Origin of the sequence: Microbacterium sp. NPDC077391 (genome assembly GCF_040686955.1) — a bacterium.
Taxonomy (GTDB): domain Bacteria; phylum Actinomycetota; class Actinomycetes; order Actinomycetales; family Microbacteriaceae; genus Microbacterium; species Microbacterium commune.
Genome location: NZ_JBFBMI010000002.1, coordinates 393,807 through 412,976 on the forward strand (window position 1 = coordinate 393,807; position 19,170 = coordinate 412,976).

At 69.7% G+C, this 19,170-nt stretch carries 19 protein-coding genes; 13 read left to right on the forward strand and 6 right to left on the reverse strand.

Going from position 1 to position 19,170, the window contains the following annotated elements:
- Positions 1-4: 4 nt before the first annotated feature.
- From AB0O65_RS07175 to AB0O65_RS07195, 5 genes are read left to right on the forward strand one after another with little or no spacing between them, the layout of a single operon-like run.
- A complete protein-coding gene (locus tag AB0O65_RS07175) occupies positions 5-1,357 on the forward strand; it encodes an MFS transporter (RefSeq protein ID WP_363383849.1) in 1,353 nt (450 codons plus the stop codon).
- A gap of 48 nt (positions 1,358-1,405) precedes the next feature.
- The gene (locus tag AB0O65_RS07180) at positions 1,406-2,161 is read left to right on the forward strand and encodes an SGNH/GDSL hydrolase family protein (RefSeq protein WP_177243857.1); all 756 of its coding nucleotides are present in this window, start codon (positions 1,406-1,408) and stop codon (positions 2,159-2,161) included.
- Complete coding sequence (locus AB0O65_RS07185) at positions 2,158-2,802, forward strand: hypothetical protein (RefSeq protein WP_363383851.1); 645 nt, start codon at positions 2,158-2,160, stop codon at positions 2,800-2,802. Before AB0O65_RS07180 ends, AB0O65_RS07185 begins: the two co-directional genes overlap by 4 nt.
- Positions 2,803-2,804: 2 nt before the next feature.
- Complete coding sequence (locus AB0O65_RS07190; RefSeq protein ID WP_363383853.1) at positions 2,805-3,548, forward strand: SUMF1/EgtB/PvdO family nonheme iron enzyme; 744 nt, start codon at positions 2,805-2,807, stop codon at positions 3,546-3,548.
- Positions 3,549-3,604: 56 nt separating this feature from the next.
- On the forward strand, positions 3,605-4,432 hold the full coding sequence (locus AB0O65_RS07195; protein ID WP_071644460.1) for an arginase family protein: 828 nt from the start codon (positions 3,605-3,607) through the stop codon (positions 4,430-4,432).
- An 8-nt stretch (positions 4,433-4,440) separates the two neighbouring features.
- On the opposite strand, the gene AB0O65_RS07200 is transcribed toward AB0O65_RS07195, so the two are convergent.
- Positions 4,441-5,769, reverse strand: coding sequence for an MFS transporter (locus AB0O65_RS07200; RefSeq protein ID WP_071644459.1), 1,329 nt, complete (start codon positions 5,767-5,769; stop codon positions 4,441-4,443).
- A 122-nt stretch (positions 5,770-5,891) separates the two neighbouring features.
- Between AB0O65_RS07200 and AB0O65_RS07205 the strand changes: the two genes are divergently transcribed.
- Genes AB0O65_RS07205 through AB0O65_RS07215 form a run of 3 tightly spaced genes read left to right on the forward strand, consistent with a single transcriptional unit; the run spans position 5,892 to position 10,012 of the window.
- Positions 5,892-7,379 carry a serine/threonine-protein kinase gene (locus tag AB0O65_RS07205; protein ID WP_071644458.1) on the forward strand — a complete coding sequence of 496 codons (1,488 nt, stop codon included), beginning with the start codon at positions 5,892-5,894 and terminating at the stop codon, positions 7,377-7,379.
- 26 nt (positions 7,380-7,405) lie between these two features.
- Positions 7,406-8,380, forward strand: coding sequence for an NAD(P)-dependent oxidoreductase (locus tag AB0O65_RS07210; RefSeq protein WP_071644457.1), 975 nt, complete (start codon positions 7,406-7,408; stop codon positions 8,378-8,380).
- Between the two features lie 48 nt (positions 8,381-8,428).
- Positions 8,429-10,012: a phosphatase PAP2 family protein gene (locus AB0O65_RS07215; protein ID WP_363383856.1), complete on the forward strand. Its 1,584-nt coding sequence runs from the start codon at positions 8,429-8,431 to the stop codon at positions 10,010-10,012.
- Positions 10,013-10,118: 106 nt separating this feature from the next.
- Here AB0O65_RS07215 and AB0O65_RS07220 read toward each other — a convergent pair whose 3' ends face one another.
- Genes AB0O65_RS07220 through AB0O65_RS07230 form a run of 3 tightly spaced genes read right to left on the reverse strand, consistent with a single transcriptional unit; the run spans position 10,119 to position 13,384 of the window.
- The gene (locus AB0O65_RS07220) at positions 10,119-12,470 is read right to left on the reverse strand and encodes an excinuclease ABC subunit UvrA (protein WP_363383858.1); all 2,352 of its coding nucleotides are present in this window, start codon (positions 12,468-12,470) and stop codon (positions 10,119-10,121) included.
- 46 nt (positions 12,471-12,516) lie between these two features.
- Positions 12,517-12,933 (reverse strand): VOC family protein, encoded by a 417-nt coding sequence (locus AB0O65_RS07225; RefSeq protein ID WP_071644455.1) that lies wholly within the window; start codon positions 12,931-12,933, stop codon positions 12,517-12,519.
- A gap of 10 nt (positions 12,934-12,943) precedes the next feature.
- On the reverse strand, positions 12,944-13,384 hold the full coding sequence (locus AB0O65_RS07230) for a helix-turn-helix transcriptional regulator (RefSeq protein ID WP_071644454.1): 441 nt from the start codon (positions 13,382-13,384) through the stop codon (positions 12,944-12,946).
- A gap of 60 nt (positions 13,385-13,444) precedes the next feature.
- Here AB0O65_RS07230 and AB0O65_RS07235 point away from each other — a divergent pair, with 60 nt between their 5' ends.
- Positions 13,445-14,029, forward strand: coding sequence for a DUF308 domain-containing protein (locus tag AB0O65_RS07235; RefSeq protein ID WP_071644453.1), 585 nt, complete (start codon positions 13,445-13,447; stop codon positions 14,027-14,029).
- Positions 14,030-14,090: 61 nt separating this feature from the next.
- On the opposite strand, the gene AB0O65_RS07240 is transcribed toward AB0O65_RS07235, so the two are convergent.
- Positions 14,091-14,855, reverse strand: coding sequence for an SDR family oxidoreductase (locus AB0O65_RS07240; protein ID WP_191713034.1), 765 nt, complete (start codon positions 14,853-14,855; stop codon positions 14,091-14,093).
- A 113-nt stretch (positions 14,856-14,968) separates the two neighbouring features.
- Here AB0O65_RS07240 and AB0O65_RS07245 point away from each other — a divergent pair, with 113 nt between their 5' ends.
- The 4 genes from AB0O65_RS07245 (at position 14,969) to AB0O65_RS07260 (ending at position 17,646) form a co-directional block, all read left to right on the forward strand.
- Positions 14,969-15,442 (forward strand): NfeD family protein, encoded by a 474-nt coding sequence (locus AB0O65_RS07245; protein WP_071644451.1) that lies wholly within the window; start codon positions 14,969-14,971, stop codon positions 15,440-15,442.
- 7 nt (positions 15,443-15,449) lie between these two features.
- On the forward strand, positions 15,450-16,376 hold the full coding sequence (locus AB0O65_RS07250; RefSeq protein ID WP_083428789.1) for an SPFH domain-containing protein: 927 nt from the start codon (positions 15,450-15,452) through the stop codon (positions 16,374-16,376).
- Complete coding sequence (locus tag AB0O65_RS07255) at positions 16,373-17,140, forward strand: glycerophosphodiester phosphodiesterase family protein (protein WP_313478749.1); 768 nt, start codon at positions 16,373-16,375, stop codon at positions 17,138-17,140. The genes AB0O65_RS07250 and AB0O65_RS07255 overlap by 4 nt, the downstream gene beginning before the upstream one ends.
- Positions 17,141-17,262: 122 nt before the next feature.
- Positions 17,263-17,646, forward strand: a complete 384-nt coding sequence (locus tag AB0O65_RS07260; protein ID WP_071644449.1) for an RNA polymerase-binding protein RbpA — start codon at positions 17,263-17,265, stop codon at positions 17,644-17,646.
- A gap of 1 nt (position 17,647) precedes the next feature.
- Here the strand turns inward: AB0O65_RS07260 and lnt are convergent, their stop codons facing one another.
- Positions 17,648-19,168: an apolipoprotein N-acyltransferase gene (gene lnt, locus AB0O65_RS07265; RefSeq protein ID WP_313478753.1), complete on the reverse strand. Its 1,521-nt coding sequence runs from the start codon at positions 19,166-19,168 to the stop codon at positions 17,648-17,650.
- Positions 19,169-19,170 lie beyond the last annotated feature (2 nt).

Genomic DNA, 19,170 nt, shown 5'->3' on the forward strand with positions numbered 1-19,170 from the left:
GAGGATGCCGCACACCGAGCTCCCGAGCCGTGCATCCATCGCGTCCCGACTCGACGCGCTGCCCTTCGCCCGGCCCCACCTGCGTGTGCTCACCGGGTCGGGCCTCGGATGGGCGCTGGATGCGATGGACGTGGGTCTCATCTCGTTCATCATCGCGGTGCTCGCCCAGCAGTGGCAGCTGACGCCGGGGGAGACCGGATGGATCGCGTCCATCGGGTTCGTCGGGATGGCGATCGGCGCGAGCGTCGGAGGCCTGCTCGCGGATCGCCTCGGCCGACGGCAGGTGTTCGCGATCACCCTCCTCATCTACGGCCTCGCCACCGGCGCCAGCGCCCTGGTCGGCGGAATCGCGATGCTGCTGGTGCTGCGCTTCTTCGTGGGACTCGGTCTGGGGGCGGAGCTTCCGGTCGCGTCCACCTACGTCAGCGAATTCGCCCCCGCGGCGATCCGAGGCCGCGTGATCGTGGTCCTGGAGGCGTTCTGGGCCGTCGGATGGACGGCGTCCGCCCTCATCGGCTACTTCGTCATCCCGGCGTCCGCCGACGGCTGGCGATGGGCGTTCGCCCTCGGGGCGATCCCCGCGGCGTACGCGCTCGTGGTGCGGTGGGGACTGCCCGAGTCGCCACGCTGGCTGGCCTCTCGCGGACGCCTGGCCGAAGCCGAGCGGATCGTGTCGACGTTCGAGACGGCAGCCGACCTGCGACGCGCTCGGGCACCGCGGGCGGATGCCGCGGTGCGACCGGTCGCGGTGAGCGCCGCACAGCGGGTGGGGGCGCTGTGGTCTGCCGAGTTCCGCACGCGCACGCTGTGCATCTGGCTGGTCTGGTTCTGCGTGAACTTCGCCTACTACGGAGCGTTCATCTGGATCCCCAGCATCCTCGTGCAGGCCGGGTACGACCTGGTGCGCTCGTTCGGGTTCACCCTGCTGATCACCCTCGCCCAGCTGCCCGGGTACGCCGTCGCGGCGTGGCTGATCGAGGTCTGGGGGCGCCGGGCGACCCTGTCGGTGTTCCTCGCCGGATCCGCGGTCTCGGCGGTGCTGTTCGGCACCGCGAGCACGGAGGGCGCGATCATCGCGACGGGGATGGCGCTGTCGTTCTTCAACCTGGGCGCGTGGGGAGCGCTGTACGCCGTCACTCCGGAGCTGTACCCGACGTCTCTGCGTGCGACGGGCTCGGGGTGGGCGGCCGGCGTGGGTCGTCTGGCGTCGATCGTCGCGCCGCTGCTGGTGCCCGTGCTGCTCGCCACGGGCGGCGCGCCGCTCGCCTTCACGACGTTCGCCGCCTTCTTCGTCGTGGCGACCGTCGCGGCGTGGGGCCTCACGGATCTTCGCGGCCGCGCGCTCGACGAGCGCTGATCGCGTCACGCGACCTGGGTTGCGTCCCCACCGCAATAGGCTGAGAGCATGGCGGCTGTGCGGTTCGTGGCGATCGGGGATTCCTTCACCGAGGGCGTGGGCGACGAGCTGCCCGACGGGCGCGTGCGGGGCTGGGCGGACCTGGCCGCGCAAGGGTGGGCGGATGCCGTCGCCGAGCCCATCCAGTACGCCAACCTCGCCATTCGCGGGCGGCTGATCTGGCCCATCGTCGAAGAGCAGCTCGAGCCCGCACTGGCGCTTCGGCCGACGCACCTGTCGTTCAACGGCGGCGGGAACGACATCCTCCGGCCCAACGCCGACATCGAGCACATCGCCGATGCGTTCTCCCGTGTGCTGCGACGCTGCGATGAGGAGGGCGTCACTCTGATCCTGCTGTCCGGCGCGAACCCGAGCGCGCAGCTGCCCATGGGGCCGCTCTTCCAGCGCCGGGGCGACGCGCTGTCGGCCGCGGTGCTGCGGCGCGTCGAGAATCGTCCCGATGTCGTCCGCGCGCTGAACTGGCCGGATGCCGAGCTGTCCCGCCCCCGCTACTGGTCGCAGGACCGCCTGCACATGAACGCGAACGGCCACCACCGGGTCGCCGCGCGTGTGCTGCACGCGCTCGGCCTGGAGCCGCCCGAGGAATGGTGGACGCCGAGCACGGATCACCCGGCAGGTCCTGTCGGTCTCGCGTACTACCGGCAGTTCGTCGGGCCCTGGGTGCGGCGGCGGGTGACGCGCACGTCGTCGGGTGATGGACGGGTCGCGAAGTTCCCCGCCTGGGTCGAGACGATGCCGAGGTGACCGCTCTCACCGGCAGACGCCTGCCGCGTCGCGTCGCGCAGCTGCTGATCGGCGTGTTCCTGTACGGCATGGGCATCGCCTTCATCGTGCGCAGCGGGCTCGGCGCAGCGCCCTGGGACGTGCTGACCCAGGGCATCACCCGGCACGTGCCGCTGAGCTTCGGCATCGTGACGACCCTCGTCAGCGCGATCGTGCTGCTGCTGTGGATCCCCATCCGTCAGAAGCCCGGCGCGGGCACGGTCGTGAACGCGCTCCTGGTCGGCCCGTCGGCCGACGTCGGGTTCCTCTTCATCCCGGTCGGCAGGGATGTGTGGCAGCAGGCCCTGCTCTTCGCGATCGGTCTGCTCGTGCTGTCGGCCGCGACGGGGATGTACATCGGCGCGCACTTCGGTCCCGGACCGCGCGACGGGCTGATGACCGGTTTGCACGTGCGACTGCGTCGCCCGATCTGGATCGTGCGAACCTGCCTCGAGGTGACGGTCGTGCTCGTCGGATGGGCGCTGGGCGGCACCGTCGGCATCGGCACGCTGCTGTTCGCGCTGCTCGTCGGTCCGCTCTGCGAGTTCTTCCTGCAGATCTTCGCCGTGCCGCGGTCCTCGCGGCCGGCGCCGAGCACCGGCCCCGTGTCTGTGCAGGGCTGAGCGTGGATCTGTGGGAGATGCGCGCGCTGCCCGGCGGAGTCGTGACACGGCACGGTGCTCGCCGCGGGGAGCAGACGACCGTGCAGCTCGAGCCGTTCGAGATCGGCGCCTTCGCCGTCACCGAGGGCCAGTTCGCCGAGGTGCTGGGCATCGCCGCCCAGCACCCGAGACGCCCGGCGCGCGATCTCAGCTGGTTCCGCGCCATCAGGTTCTGCAACGCCGCATCGGAGTGGGAGGGCCTGGATCCGGCATACTCCTTCGACGGTGAGGACGTCACCTGGCACGTCGACAGCGACGGGTACCGCCTGCCGACCGAGGCGGAGTGGGAGTACGCCTGCCGCGCCGGATCAGTCGGGCCGCAGTACGGTCCGCTCGACGAGATCGCGTGGTCATCACGCGATGCGGTCGGAGCGCCGCAGGATGTCGGCTTGAAGCTGCCGAACCTGAACGGCCTCTTCGACACGCTGGGCAACGTCTGGGAGTGGTGCTGGGACCTCCTCGACCCCGAACTGCACGACGACCACCGTGTCTTCCGTGGCGGCTGCTTCACCGACGACACGTGGAGCGTCCGGGCATCCGTTCGCCGCGGGGGAGCTCCCCGCACCCATCACGACGACGTCGGCATGCGGCTCGCGCGCGGCGGCTTCGACGGATCGGATGCCGCACAGGGCTGGTCCGCGCGCGCCGATGTCGTGCGCGGCGGGCGCGGGGGATCGCGCCCGTTCGGCAGGGCCCCGCGTCGCTGACCCGCGCGGCTGGCCCGCGTCGCCCACGACACGCACCGATCCGAGAAGGAGAACTCATGACCAAGCCGATCGAGATCGTCATCTCACAGGGACGCGTCGGCGACCGCACGACCGGGGCGCTTCCGGGCGCGTTGAGAGCCGGTCGGGCGCTGTCGCGGATGCTCGACATCGAGGCTCGAGTGGTCGGCACGCCCGCCCCGGCGCAGGAGGACGACTGGTCGGAGTGCCTGCCCGCCGCAGCCGAGACGCTGCACGCGCTGCGCGACGCGGTCCGCGACGCCTTTGACCGCGATGCGACCCCCGTGCTCGCCACGAACACCTGCGGGGCGAGCATCGGAACCCTGCCGACTGTCGCGCAGCGCTTCCCCGAGGCCGTCGTGCTGTGGATCGACGCGCACGGCGATTTCAACACGCCGGCGACCACGGCATCCGGCTACCTCGGGGGAATGGTCGTCTCGGCGGCGTGCGGCCTCTGGGACAGCGGACACGGAGCCGGTCTGAATCCCGCCCAGGTGGTGATCGTCGGCGGACGCGACATCGACCCCGACGAGCGGATGCTGCTCGATCAGCACGGAGTCACCGTGCTGTCACCGGACGAGAGCTCACCAGAGCGGATCGCCGAGATCGTGGCCGGTCGGGACGTCTGGATCCACGTCGACTGGGACGTGCTGGAGCCCGGCTACATCCCGGCCGCCTACCGGGTGGATGCCGGACTGCTGCCGCATCAGATCGCCGCGATCTTCGCCGCGCTCGACCCCGCGCGGGTGCTCGGCGTGGAGCTGGCGGAATTCGAGGACGGCGATCAGGGCATCCCGTCGCACCTCAGCGTCGAACTGATCCTGGAGACGTTCCAGGCGCTGCGTCTCGGCGTCCCGCGCGGCTGACGCCCGGGTCAGCGACGCCCTCCACGCTCGGGGTCGAGCCCCATCCGGATGCGGGTGCTCTTGCGCTCGCGGATGATGAACGACGCCCCGAGCAGCCAGAGCGGGATCTGGGTCGCGAACGCCCAGCGGAACGCCTCGAGCGAATAGGTGTCCGGCGTGCCGGCGCCCTGCAGGTCGAGCATGAGGCCGATGAAGAAGATCGCGATGAGTGCCGCGAGGAATCCGCCGGAGTTGGTCACACCGGTGGCGGTGCTGAGCCGGTGGGCGGGGTTGTGCGTGCGGGCGTGGTCGAACGCGATCATGGATGCCGGTCCGCCGGCGGCCAGGCACACCACGAGCACGATGAGCAGCCAGATCGGTGCCGGTCCCTGCCAGAGGATCACCGTGCTCCACGCGACCACCTGGACGAGGATGCTCGGCAGCACGAGGGCGAGCGAGCGTCGGGTCGGGATGCGTCGCGACAGCATGCCGAGCACCGGGCTCAGGGCCATGCTGACGAGCACGTTCACCGACAGGATGCCGGCGGCGCCTGCGGGGGAGAGCCCCTGCCCTGCGGTGAGGAACGGCATGCCCCACAGCAGCAGGAAGGCGGTGCTGGCGAACGGGGTGGTGAAGTGCGACCAGAACGCCAGTCGGGTGCCGGGATGCGCCCAGGCGGCGCGGATGCCGACGCCGGTGTCGATCGCCGAGGTGATCACCTGAACCACGCCCGTCTCGGTGTTGACCGTGACGTCCGCGCTGCGCTCGGGTGGGTGGTTGCGCACGAGCATCCAGACGAGGATGGCGAAGAGCAGACCGAGCCCGGCGACGCTGCCGAAAGTGATCGTCCAGTTCGTCGAGTGCAGCAGCGCGGCCAGCGGCGTGAGCGCGATGAGCTGGCCGGTCTGGCCGACGAGGCCCGTCAGCTGTCCCATCACGGGTCCGCGCTGGGCGGGGAACCACGTGGCGACGAGGCGCAGCACAGCGGGAAACACCGCCGCGTCTCCGGCGCCCAGCAGCACGCGCGCGATCAGAGCGATGCCGATGCTCGGGGACACCGCCATCACGAACTGCCCGAGGGCCATGAGCAGCATCCCGATCACCATGATCGGACGCGACCCGTACCGATCGAGCAGCACCCCGATGGGTATCTGCAGGCCGCCGTACACGGCGAGCTGCACGACCGCGAAGAGCGAGAGCGTCGCCGCGTCGGCCTGGAAGCGCTCGGCGGCGTCGACGCCCACCGCGCTGAGCGAGCTGCGGTTGGTGATCGCCAGGACGTATGCGGCAACGGCCACACCCCACACCAGCCAGCCTCTCCAGCCGGGAGTCGCGCGGGGGAGGGGAGTATGGCTCACCCGTCAAGGCTAGTCCTGGCGAGCGGGTGACACGACGCAGCTGTCAAGGCCATCAGCCCGCCGCTCCCGTCGACCTAGAGTGGTGTCGTCGCCGGGCACCGGACAGGCGACGGGAGGACTCGATGACCAACGATGATTCGCTGCCCACGTCGGGCATGCTCGACGCGCGGTACGAGATCCTCGAATGCGTCGGCCAGGGCGGCATGGCACGGGTGTACCGCGCAAAGGACACGCTTCTCGGACGGGTCGTGGCGATCAAGCTGCTTCGCGGCGAGCTCGACGGCGACGACGCGTCGGCCGGGCGTGCGCGGGGAGAGATGACCGCGCTCGCGTCGCTCAACCACCCCGCGCTCGTCACGCTCTACGACGCGCAGCTGCAGCCGGGGCGACCGGAATACCTGGTCATGGAGTTCGTCGACGGACCGACGCTCGCCGCCCGCATCGCCCAGGGGCCCCTCGCCCCCTCGGATGTCGCCGCGCTCACGGCCGACCTCGCTGAGGCACTGCACGTCGTGCACAGCGCGGGTATCGTGCACCGCGACATCAAGCCGTCGAACGTGCTGCTCTCCGACGCCGCGTTCCCCGCCAGCCGCTCGGGTGCGAAGCTCGCCGATTTCGGCATCGCCGCCCTGGTCGACGCGGCGCGCCTCACCTCGCCGGGGATCGTGATCGGCACCGCGGCTTACATCGCCCCCGAGCAGCTGCACGGGGCGATGCCCGCGCCTGCAGCTGACATCTACTCGCTGGGGCTGGTGATGCTCGAGGCGCTGACCGGCCGTCGCGCGTTCCCCCAGTCGGAGGGCATCGGCGCGGCGATGGCGAGACTGACGTCAGCGCCGGACGTGCCGGTCGAGTTCGGGCCGGCGTGGTCGAGCCTGCTGACCGCGATGACCGCCACCGACCCGGGCGAGCGGCCGAGCGCGTCGGACGTGTTCGACGCGGCATGGGCTCTGGCCGCCGCTCCCGCCTCGCCGCCGCGACCGACGGTACCGGCGGCCGTCGCCGCGGCCGCGCTGGCGGCAGGTGCTGTGCCGTCGGCCGCGGCCGAGGCTCAGACAGCCGCGATGACCGCTCCGACCCGCCTGCTCGCGGCGGAGACCGGGGCCCCTCCCGCCACCCCGGTGCCGCCGCCGGCGTCCGGCGAGACAGACGCTGCCGCCCCGGGTGTCAGGGGCCGCCGCCTCGGCGTCGTCGCAGCGGCAGCCGCGGTGACGGCTGCCGCTGCCGTCGTCGCCGGGGTGTGGATGACGGGTGGCGCCGTACCCGAGCCTGCGTCGACCAACCCGGCGGATACCCGGTCGTCCGCTCCGGCGACGCCGCCCGTGCCCGCGAGCACGCCCGACCAGGACGCCGAGCCGCAGCCCGACCAGGGCGCGAATCCAGATCGCAAGGCGCAGGAGAAGGCGGCGAAGGAGGCCGAGAAGGCCGCGGAAGAGCAGCGGAAGGCCGCAGAGAAGGCGGCCGAGGAGCAGCGCAAGGCTGCCGAGAAGGCCGCGGAGGACGCCGAGAAGGCACAGGAGGAAGCGGAGAAGGCGAAGGAGGATGCGGAGGATACGACGCAAGACGTCGAGGATACGACGGAGCAGCCGTCGCCCTCGCCTACCGCGTGACGAGCAGAAGCGCGTAGCTTCTCGTCATGAGAATCGTCGTCATCGGAGGCAGCGGCCACATCGGCTCCTACCTCGTTCCCCGTCTCGTCCGCGCCGGTCACCAGGTGGTGTCGATGAGCAGAGGCCAGGCCGGCCCCTACACCGACGGCCCGGAATGGGGTGAGGTGATCCCGGTCGCCGTCGACAGGGGAGCGGCGGAAGCCGACGGGTCGTTCGGACGAACGGTGCTCGCCCAGCGCGCCGACGTCGTCATCGATCTGATCTGCTTCACCGAAGAATCGGCGGCAGCTCTCGTCACCGCACTCCGGGGCGGCGTCGACCACCTGCTGCACTGCGGGTCCGTGTGGAGGTACGGCGCGAGCCGCAAGCTGCCGATCACAGAGGATTCGGCGTGCACCGATGAGCCGCACGATGAGTACGGCATCCACAAGGCGCGGATCGCCGATCTGCTGAAGCGGGAGAACGGGAACGGGGGACTGATCACCACCTCGATCCACCCTGGCCACATCGTGGGGCCCGGCTGGCATCCGATCGGCCCGGTCGGCAACGTGGACGAGACGCTGTGGACGGCGCTGTCATCGGGCCGGACGATCGACGTGCCCGGCAGCGGCACCGAGACGCTGCATCACGTGCATGCCGACGACGTCGCGCAGGCCTTCGAGCGAGCTGTCGCGAACCGGGACGCAGCCGCGGGGGAGGACTTCAACATCGTCGCGCCGACCGCGTTGAACGTCCGCGGATACATCCAGATCGCCTCGGGCTGGTTCGGGCACGCCTCGGCGCTGCGCAGCGTGAGCTGGGATCGCTTCCGCGAGCTGACGACGCCCGAGCACGCGGACGTCAGTCGCAGTCACCTGGAGCGCAGTCAGGTGTTCAGCATCGAGAAGGCGAGGGCGCGTCTCGGCTACGAGCCGCGCTACGAGCCGGAAGCAGCGATCCTGGAGTCGGTGCGCTGGCTCATCGAACAGAACCGGCTGCCCGTGCGGGCACCGTTGCGCTGACCCGCAAGCCCGGTACGCCGCACCTCTCTGCGGGACTACTCTCAGATCATGAAGGGGCACTCGCATCCGATCATCGCGCTGCGGCGCGTGCGCATCCTGCCGCGCTGGATACGGCACATCGACGCGCGGGCGGCGCATGCGGTGAATCGCCAACGCCACCTGCCCGCACTCGACCGCAGGCTCGCACGCCTGTCGCATCGCGCGGATCGCAGTCGCCTCTGGTTCGAGATCGCGGCTGCGCTCTACCTGCTCGGGGGCAAGCCGCGCCGAGGTGCCGTTCGCGGGATCGCATCGCTGATCGTCGGCAGTGCGCTGGCGAACCTCGTCGGCAAGCGGATCTTCGGCGGCGACCGGCCGCTGCTCAAGGACGTGCCGGTGCCTCGCCGGCTGAAGCGGACACCCACTTCCGGCTCGTTCCCGTCGGGGCATTCATCGTCGGCGGCGGCTTTCGTCACGGGTGTCGCCCTCGAATCGGGCCGCTCCGGTGCGGTGCTCGCGCCGCTCGGCGCAGCCGTCGCATACTCGCGTCTGCACACGGGGGCGCACTGGCTGTCGGACGTGATCGGGGGAGCGGCGCTGGGCTCCGCCGTCGCCGTCGTCGGGCGGATGCTCGTGCCGGCACCTGCTCGGTCTGAACCCGCGCATCTCGGTCCGACGATCGACCTGCCGTCACTGCCCGAGGGCGACGGCGCGCTGATCTTCGTGAACGTCGCATCCGGCATCGATCCGCTGCGCCCGGAGCCGCGTGACTTCATCTCCCGCGAGCTTCCCCGCGCACACATCCACGTTCTCGAGGAGGGCGAGCGCATCTCGAACCTCGCGCGCGATGCTCTGACGGGGACGAACCCGCCCCGGGTCGTCGGTGTCTGGGGTGGCGACGGCACGGTCGCCGCCGCGGCCGACGCGGCTCGCCGTGCCGGCCTTCCGCTGCTGATCTTCCCGGGCGGGACGTTCAACCACTTCGCGCGCACGGCCGGCGCGGAGACGATCGACGCCGCCGTGCAGGCAGTGCGTGACGGTGCGGGGCGGCGCGTCGATGTCGCCGAGCTGATCATCGACGACGAGCCGCCGGTGACCGTGATGAACGTGGCCTCGGTCGGGGTGTATCCCGGTTTCGTCGCGGAGCGCGAGGAGATGGAAGGGGCGCTGGGCAAGCCCGTGGCGGCGCTGATCGCCGCGGTGCGGGTGCTGGCACGGGCGCACACGCTGCACGTGCGCGCCGACGGGCGCGCAGCGCGGGTGTGGTCGATCGCGGTGGCCGCGGGGCAGAACTCGTCGGCGTCGATGGTGCCGCTCCAACGTCGCCGCCTCGACGACGGTGTTCTCGACGTCCGGGTGCTGCACGCGCGGGGTCGGATGCCGCGGCTGCGCGGACTCGTCGCACTGGCGTTCGGGGTGAAGGCATCCGCTCTTCTCGACCGGGTGCCTGGGCGTGCTGCCCTCGCGACGATCGAGGCGTTCACCGCCGAGCAGGTGCGGATCGAGGCACGATCGTCGACCGGCGAGGCGGTGAACGTGGCGCATGACGGTGAGGTGTCCGTGCTCGAACAGGGCAGCACGGTGGCGACGGTGCGCATCGTTCCCGGTGGACTAAACGTCTACGGCGCTCCCGCGTCGAGCGTGAATGCGTAGGGGTCTAGGACAGCGGGAGAGCGGCCGAATCAGATGTTCTGACATAATGTGCATTATCGGTTATTCCGTGCGAACGCCCCAGCAACGTCGATGCGGCCCGGCGGGCTCACGCGACGTACTCGGCGAGATGCTCGCCGGTGAGCGTCGACCGCGAGGCGACGAGATCACCCGGCGTCCCCTCGAAGACGACACGTCCGCCGTCGTGACCGGCGCCAGGTCCGATGTCGATGATCCAGTCGGCGTGCGCCATCACCGCCTGATGGTGCTCGATGACGATGACCGTCTTTCCCGAGTCGACGAGGCGATCGAGCAGACCGAGCAGGTTCTCGACATCGGCGAGATGCAGGCCGGTGGTCGGCTCGTCCAGCACATAGACGTCGGCGGCCTCACCCATCTGGATCGCCAGCTTCAGGCGCTGTCGCTCACCGCCGGACAGCGTCGACAGCGGCTGACCGAGGGTCAGGTACCCGAGGCCGACATCCGTCATCCGCGACAGCACAGAGACCACGGCGGGGATCTTCGTCTCGGATGCCGAGAAGAACTCCCGCGCCTCGGCGACCGGCAGGTCCAGCACCTCGGTGATGTCCAGCCCGCCCAGCTTGTACTCGAGAACGCCCAGCTGGAACCGCTTGCCGCCGCAGTCCTCGCACGGCGTCTCGATCGTGTCCATGAATCCGAGCTCGGTGACGATCACGCCCGAGCCCTTGCAGCTCGGGCAGGCGCCCTCGCTGTTCGCACTGAACAGGGCCGGTTTCACGCCGTTGGCCTTCGCGAACGCCTTGCGGATCGGCTCCAGCATCCCCGTGTAGGTGGCGGGATTGCTGCGGCGCGATCCCTTGATCGCCGTCTGGTCGATCGCGACCACGCCGTCCATCGGGCTGATCGAACCGTGCACCAGCGAGCTCTTGCCCGAACCCGCCACGCCTGTCACGACGGTCAGCACCCCGGTGGGCACATCCACGTCGACGTCCCTCAGGTTGTTGGCGTCGGCGCCGCGCACCTGGATCGCGCCGGCCGCCGGCCGCACGGCACTCTTCAGGGATGTGCGGTCGTGCAGATGACGACCGGTGAGCGTGTCGCTGCGGGTCAGCTCGTCGACGGTGCCCTCGAAGCAGACCTCTCCCCCGCCGCTGCCGGCTCCCGGTCCGAGGTCGACGACGCGATCCGCGATCGCGATCGTCTCGGGCTTGTGCTCGACGACGAGCACGGTGTTGCCCTTGTCGCGCAGCTGCAGCAGAAGCGTGTTCATGCGCTGGATGTCATGCGGATGCAGGCCGATCGTCGGCTCGTCGAACACGTAGGTCACATCGGTCAGCGACGAGCCGAGGTGACGCAGCAGCTTGATGCGCTGCGCCTCTCCCCCGCTGAGGGTGCCCGACGGACGCTCGAGGCTCAGGTAGCCCAACCCGAGCGTCACGAACGCATCGAGGTTCGCGCGCAGCGCGTCGAGCAGGGGACCCGCCCCGCTCAGAGACAGGCCGCGCACCCACGCCGCCAGATCCGTGACCTGCATGCGACAGGCGTCGGCGATGCTGATCCCGTCGATCCTCGATGATCGCGCTGCCTCGGTGAGCCGGGTGCCGTCGCACTCCGGGCACGTCGTGAAGGACGCCACCCGCTCCACGAACGCTCGGATGTGCGGCTGCAGGGCGTCGATGTCCTTCGAGAGCATCGATTTCGTGATCTTGGGGATCAGGCCCTCGTAGGTCATGTTGATCCCCGAGATCTTCACCTTGGTGACCTCGCCGTACAGGAACATGTGCCTCTGCTTCTCGGTGAACTCCGCGATGGGCTTGTCGGCGGGGTAGAAACCCGACTGCGAGAAGCCCTTCACCATCCATCCGTCCGCCGTGTACCCGGGCACCATGATGGCGCCGTCGTCGAGCGACTTCGACTCGTCGATCACCTGGGTCAGGTCGATGTCCGACACCGCTCCCCTGCCCTCGCACCTCGGGCACATGCCGCCGAGGTACACGGCATCCTTGACGATCTTCTTCTCACCTCTCGGACCGGTCATCACCCCGCTGGCCTTCTGGGTGGGGATGTTGAACGAGAACGCGGTGGGTCCACCGATGTGCGGCGTGCCGAACTTCGAGAACAGGATGCGCAGCATCGCGTTCGCGTCGGTGACCGTGCCCACCGTCGAGCGCGGATTGGCGCCCAGACGCTCCTGGTCGACGATGATCGCGGTGGTCAGCCCTTCGAGCACGTCGACGTCGGGGCGGGGAACGGACGGCATGAACCCCTGCACGAACGCACTGTACGTCTCGTCGATCAGCCGGCGCGACTCCGCGGCGATCGTGTCGAACACGAGCGAGCTCTTGCCCGACCCGGAGACGCCGGTGAACACCGTGAGGCGCCTCTTGGGCAGGCTGACCGAGACGTCCTTGAGATTGTTCTCGCGCGCGCCCTCGACGCGGATGACGTCGTGGCTGTCGGCGGGGTGGTCCTGCGGCACGGTGCTTCCTTCGTCGGAGGGGATCGGATGCCGGGCGGCGCACGCGTCAGGCGACGGCCTGGTTGATACGCACGAAGTTACCGGCAGGGTCACGGAATGCGCAGTCGCGCACGCCGTACGGCTGATCGATCGGCTCCTGCACGACGTCCGCGCCCTTCGCCTCGATCTCCGCGAAGGCGGCGTCGACGTCGTCGGCGGTGAGCACGATGCCGGCGTAGCTTCCCTTCGCCATGAGCTCGAGGATCGTCCGACGCTCGTCATCGCTGATGCCCGGGTCGACCGCGGGAGGGGTGAGCACGATCGACGTGTCGGGCTGACCGGCCGGCCCTACGGTGATCCACCGCATGTCCTCGTATCCCACGTCCTTGCGGACCTCGAAACCGAGCACGTCGCGATAGAAGGCGAGGGATGCCTCCGGATCGATGTGCGGGAGGAAGCTGACGCTGATGGTGATGCTGTTCATGACCTCGACGCTACTCACGCCCGTGCGACGCCGCTTCTCGATTCCTGATCGGTCTGGTCGCCTGCTTCTCGATCCACGACGGGATGCCGGGGCCGAGCCCTGGCTCGCGTCGGTAGGCGCTCGGTGAGAGGCCGACGAGTTCGCTGAAGCGGGTGCTGAACGTGCCGAGCGACGAGAAGCCGACGGCGAAGCAGGCATCCGTCACACTCACGTCACCGCGGCGCAGCAGCGCCATGGCCCGCTCGATGCGTCGCGTCATGAGATACGAATACGGTGATTCGCCGAACACCTGGCGGAACCGCCGGCTGAGATGACCGGCGGACATGTGCTCTCCGCGTGCCAGCGTCTCGACGTCCAGTGGGCGAGCGTACTCGCGATCGATCCGATCGCGCACCCGCCGCAGTCTGATCAGTTCGGCGAGTCGGTACTCGTCCTCCACATCGTGTGCCACATCCCGATCCTGGCATCCGATAGCGTGTGCGCGAAGGGCCCGTTGTACGAAAGGACCACCATGGACACGTTCCGCTTCACCGAGCCGGGTTTCCTGCGCTCCGTCCGTCTCTTTCTCGCCATCGCCGGTGCGATCACGCTCATCGCCGGGATCGTGCTGCTCATCTGGCCCGCGAAGTCGGCGGTGATCGTCACCGGCATCTTCGCGAGCTACCTCATCATCGGCGGGCTGGTCTATCTCGGTCTCGCCGTGTTCTCGGGCAGAGGGGGCGGCTGGGTGCGCGCCGGGCACGTCGTCCTGGGTCTGCTGTACGTGGTCACCGGCGTCGTCGCCTTCGCGAACCTCAGCGCCGCGACGGTCACGCTCGCGATCATCGTGGCGATCTTCATCGGCGTGAGCTGGATCGCCGACGGAGTCGTGGCCCTGAGCCTCATGGGCCACGATGCGTCGAGGGCATGGACGCTGCTGTACGCCCTGCTCGGCATCGTCGCGGGCATCGCCGTGCTGCTCTCGCCGCTCTACGCCGCGACGGTGCTCTGGCTGATCCTCGGGGTCTCCCTGGTCGCGCTGGGCGTCGTGCAGCTGGTGCGGGCATTCACCCTCACACAGGCCGAGGCCGTGCAGACGCCGGACGTGCTCATCTGAGCCGAACCCGCGACGCGAAGAGGGAGGCCACCGACGGATGGCCTCCCTCTTCGCCGGAGCGTCACTCGGCGGCGAAGTCCGAGGTGTCGCCGACGAGGCGCGTGTTGTCGGCGGGCACCGGCTCGACGGCGGCCTTGGCGACCTCGGCGGCGAACTCCGAGACGTTGTAGAGCTTTCCCGCCGATTCGCGACGCCCGGCGATCGCCCCGGGGTTCGCGCGCTCGAGCAGGGTCGCCGTGATGGTGCCCTCGATCATGTCGCCGGAGACGACGGTGAACCCGACACCCTTCTCCGCGAGACCGGGGATCAGCTCGCGCAGAGCGTCCTCGCCCGCGCGCTTCGAGCGAGCGACGGGCTCGTACTCCGGCATGGTAGGCGTGGTGCGGATGAAGTGCGCCTGGTGGCTGGTCACGAACACGACCCTCGCCCCGTCGCCCAGCAGCGGCTCAGCAGTCTGGAGCACGTTCACCTGCGCGTCGCGGTTGAGTTTCAGGGCGTAGTCCTCGGCCATCCCCGACTCCATGCCTCCGGAGGCGTTGAGCACGAGCACGTCCAGACGACCGAACTCCTCGCGCACGCGGTCGAACATCGCCGACACGGAATCAGGATCGGTGAGATCGGCGCCCACGACCAGAGCGCGACGGCCGAGGGCACGCAGCTCGTTCGCGAGCTTCTCGGCGCGCGGAGCCTTGTTGCGGAAGTTGATGACGACGTCGGCGCCCGCCTCGGCGAAGTAGCGGACGGTGTCGGCGCCGATGCCTCGCGACGATCCGGTGACCAGAGCCACCTTGCCGTCGAGGGATCCGGCGGGAAGGACCTGGGTCATCTCTGCTCCTCGGGATGCGCGAAATCGCCCGGATGGCGACATTCCACCCTACAACGGTGCGCTGTCCGGACCGGGTCGTGAGCCCCGTGGTAGGTTGACGCTCAGGAGGGCGCATGGACGGTCTGGCGACATTCTTAGCCGACATCGGGCAGTGGGCGTGGATCGCGTGGCTGGTGCTCATCGCCCTCTTCCTGGTGATCGAGATGCTCACCCTCGACTTCACGTTCCTCATGCTCGCGTTCGGCGGTCTCGTCGGACTCGTGGCAGGGCTCCTCGGGCTCCCCTGGTGGGCCCAGCTGATCGTCGCCGCCGTCGCCGCCGCGATGTTCATCTTCTTCCTGCGGCCTCCGCTGCTGCACCGCCTGCGCCGGGGCGAGGACCCGGCGAAATCGAACGTGGATGCGCTGATGGGCCTCCGCGGCACAGCGCTTCTCGACATCACCCAGATCACCGGCCAGGTCAAGCTCAGCAACGGCGACATCTGGACCGCGCGCAGTGTCGACGGCGCGCCCATCATCACCGGCACCCGCATCGCCGTGGTCGACATCAGCGGAGCCACCGCCATCGTCCGACCCGTCACCGAATAGGAGCATGATGAACGACTCCTCGTTCGTTCCGACCGCCATCGCGTGGATCCTCGCCATCGCGGTCATCATCTTCGTGCTGGTCACGATCGCTCGCGCGATCCGGATCATCCCGCAGGCGACGGCCGGCGTCGTGGAACGCCTCGGCCGGTATCACAAGACGCTCCAGCCGGGGCTGAACCTCCTCGTGCCGTTCATCGACCGGCTGCGTCCGCTCATCGACATGCGCGAGCAGGTCGTCTCGTTCCCGCCTCAGCCCGTGATCACCGAGGACAACCTGGTGGTGTCGATCGACACGGTGGTGTACTTCCAGGTGACGGATGCCCGTGCCGCGACCTACGAGATCGCGAACTACCTCGGTGCGGTCGAGCAGCTCACCACGACGACGCTGCGCAACGTCGTGGGTGGGCTGAACCTCGAGGAGGCGCTCACCAGCCGCGACAACATCAACGGCCAGCTGCGCGTCGTGCTCGACGAGGCGACCGGCAAGTGGGGCATCCGCGTCTCCCGCGTCGAGCTGAAGGCCATCGACCCGCCCGTGTCGATCCAGGACTCGATGGAGAAGCAGATGCGCGCCGAGCGCGAGCGTCGCGCCACGATCCTGACCGCGGAAGGGTCGAAGCAGTCCCAGATCCTGGAGGCGGAGGGTCAGCGCCAGGCGGCGATCCTCAAGGCGGAGGGCGACAAGCAGGCCGCCGTGCTGCGCGCCCAGGGTGAGGCGGAGGCGATCCAGAACGTGTTCGGGGCGATCCACCAGGGCCGGCCCGATGACAAGCTGCTCGCGTATCAGTACCTGCAGATGCTGCCCAAGATCAGCGAGAGCGAGTCGAGCAAGCTCTGGATCATCCCCAGCGAGCTGACCGAGGCTCTCAAGGGCATCGGGTCGGCGTTCACTCCCCGCGGTGAGGCGGCCGACGAGCCGCCGCGCGCCCAGTGACGCACCCGTTCTTCGCCGGCAGCAGGCACCCGCGGGTCTTCGCTCACCGCGGGCTGGTGCTCCCCGACACCCGGAGCACGGTCTGGGAGAACACGGCGGCGGCGTTCGCCGCAGCCCACGCAGCCGGTGCGGAGTACATCGAGACGGATTGCCGGGTGACGGCAGACGGTGATGTCGTGCTCTTCCACGACGAGACACTGCAGCGCGTCGCGGGCGACCCGCGCGCGGTGCGTTCGGTGAGGACGAGAGAGCTGGCGGACATGTTCGCCGGGCACGGCGGACTGCTCACCGTGGCGGACGCGCTCGACGCCTTTCCCGACACGAGGTTCAACATCGACGTGAAGACCGCCGAGGCGTCGGCCCCGCTCGGCGCGGTGCTCGCTCCGCACGCGCACCGCGTGCTGATGACGAGCTTCTCCGACCGGCACCGCCTGCACGCGCTGCGGGCGACCATGGACGCGGGAGCGGAGATCCGCCCCGCCACCTCGGGTGGCCGATCGGTGATCGCGCGTCTGCGCGCACTCTCCGCTGCCCGCCTCTCCCCCGCCCGCGCGCTGCGCGACATCGACGCGGTGCAGATCCCGGAGTCGCACCGCGGCATCCGCCTGTTCACCCCCGCCCTGCTGCGGGCCGCACGCCGCAGCGGAGCCGAAGTGCACGTCTGGACGGTCAACGACCCCGACGAGATGACGCGACTGGTCGCCGGCGGCGCTGACGGCATCGTGACCGACCGCGCCGACGTGGCCGTGCGCGTACTCTCCTGACGACCTGCCGCCGACGCGTGGCGGCCCTGGGATTACCCTGTGAGTTCGCACCGGTTGTCGCCGCTGTGGATGAAGCGCACAGGCGCGAGCGTTATACCTGACAGCGACGAGAGGACCACACAATGGCAGATCGCAGCCTTCGCGGCATCCGGCTGGGTGCCCAGAGCCTTCAGAGCGAGGAGGGCGTCGTGTTCATGGAGCGACGCGCCACCGAGTACAAGTGCGACACGTGCGGTCAGGAGACCACCCTGATGTTCGCGGCGGACGCCGAGGCACCGCAGACCTGGGAGTGCCGTCACTGCGGCGCCGAGGCGGTGCTGCAGGTCGACGGCGCGTCCGTCAAGCTCGAGGACAGCGACGAGAAGGTGGCGCGAACCCACTGGGACATGCTGCTCGAGCGCCGCACGCGTGACGAACTCGAGGAGCTGCTCGCAGAGCGGCTCGCCTATGTCCGCGCCCGTCGCGGTGCGGGAGACGACCCCACCCGCCACCGCATCGGCGCGTGACTCAGCGTCGCCGCCGAGACAGCAGTCCCGCGACGACGAGCACAGCCGGCGTGATCAGCATCCCCAGCTGAATCCACGGACCCAGCACGACCCCAGCCGTGAGGCCGGAGCGCAGTTCGACTTCCTCGAGCAGCGCTCCGGCCTCATCGGCGTCCAGGGTCGACACCGTCGACCCGTCCGGCCGGATGATCTGGCTCGTGCCCACGGTCGAGACGTTCACCACGCTGCGGCCGGTCTCCACGGCGCGCATGCGCGCGAACGCGAGCTGCTGCAGGTTCTCGTCCGTCCCGCGGAAGTCGGCGTTGTTGGTCTGGAAGACGAGCACCTCGGCGCCCTGCATCACGCTCTCGCGGATGACTTCGTCGTAGATCACGTCGAAGCAGATCGCGAGACCGACTCCGGTCCCGCCCACCTGCACGAGCGGCGGGTTGGTGCCCGGGGTGTATTCGCGGCCGATGAGCCCGATGAGGTCGGGGGCGAGCGCGTAGTAGAAGTCGCGGTCGGGCACGTACTCGCCGAAGGGCACCGGATGGCGTTTGTCGTGCAGCTGCGTGGCGTCGCCGTCCTTCGTCCACAGGAACGACGTGTTGAAGATCTGCTCACCGCGCTCGGTGGCGGTGTTGGCCAGCAGCGGTGCATCGAACTCGTTCACCAGGCGGGTGAGCCGCCGCGCCGTCGTCTCGTCCTGGAACGGGTCGTAGTCGATGCCGCCCTCGGGCCAGACGAGCAGGTCGACGTCCGCATCGTCGATCATCCTGGTGGCGTCCGTCTGAGCGCTGATCACCCCGTACGGCTCGCGTTCGTCGAAGTAGCCCGTGGCGCCGTTGCCCTGCACCGCGGCGATGCGCATCTCGCCGGATCGCGCGGTGGGGAACAGCGGAGTCAGCAGCAGCACGATCAGCGTCACGGCAGGAGCGACGAGGTGCATCGGACGGATCCGTCCGCGCATCCGGAACAGCTCGATCAGCAGCGCGACGAGCGCGACCATCAGGAACGTCAGCCCGCTCACGCCCAGCCATGAGGCGACCGGCGCGAACGGACCCTGCGCCTGGGTCATGCCCAGCCGCGACCACGGGAATCCGCCGTACGGCCAGTTGCCGAGGAAGAGCTCGTGCGTGGTCCAGAGACCCGCAACGACCACGGGCAGGACAACCGGTGCGCTGCGGGGCCAGACGCGCGGAAGCCAGCGGTACGCCAGCGTGATCGGCACGAGCGCCACCGCCGTGAGCACGCCCTCCACGACCGTCAGCGCGATCCACGGCACCGGGCCGAGATAGCGCGCCGTGAAGGACACCTGCAGGGCGAAGAACACCAGTCCGTAAGCCAGGCCGACCAGCAGAGCACCGCCGACGCGGCGTCCGCGCAGCATCGGCAGCAGCAGCGCCAACGCGACGAACACGAGAGGCCAGATGGCCGCCGCAGGAAACGCGAGCGCCATGAGCAGCCCCGCGACCGCGGCCACTCCGGCAGCCGCCCACAGCGGCACGGCGGGGCGTGCCGAAGGCGGGTCGGTGTCGTTCATCC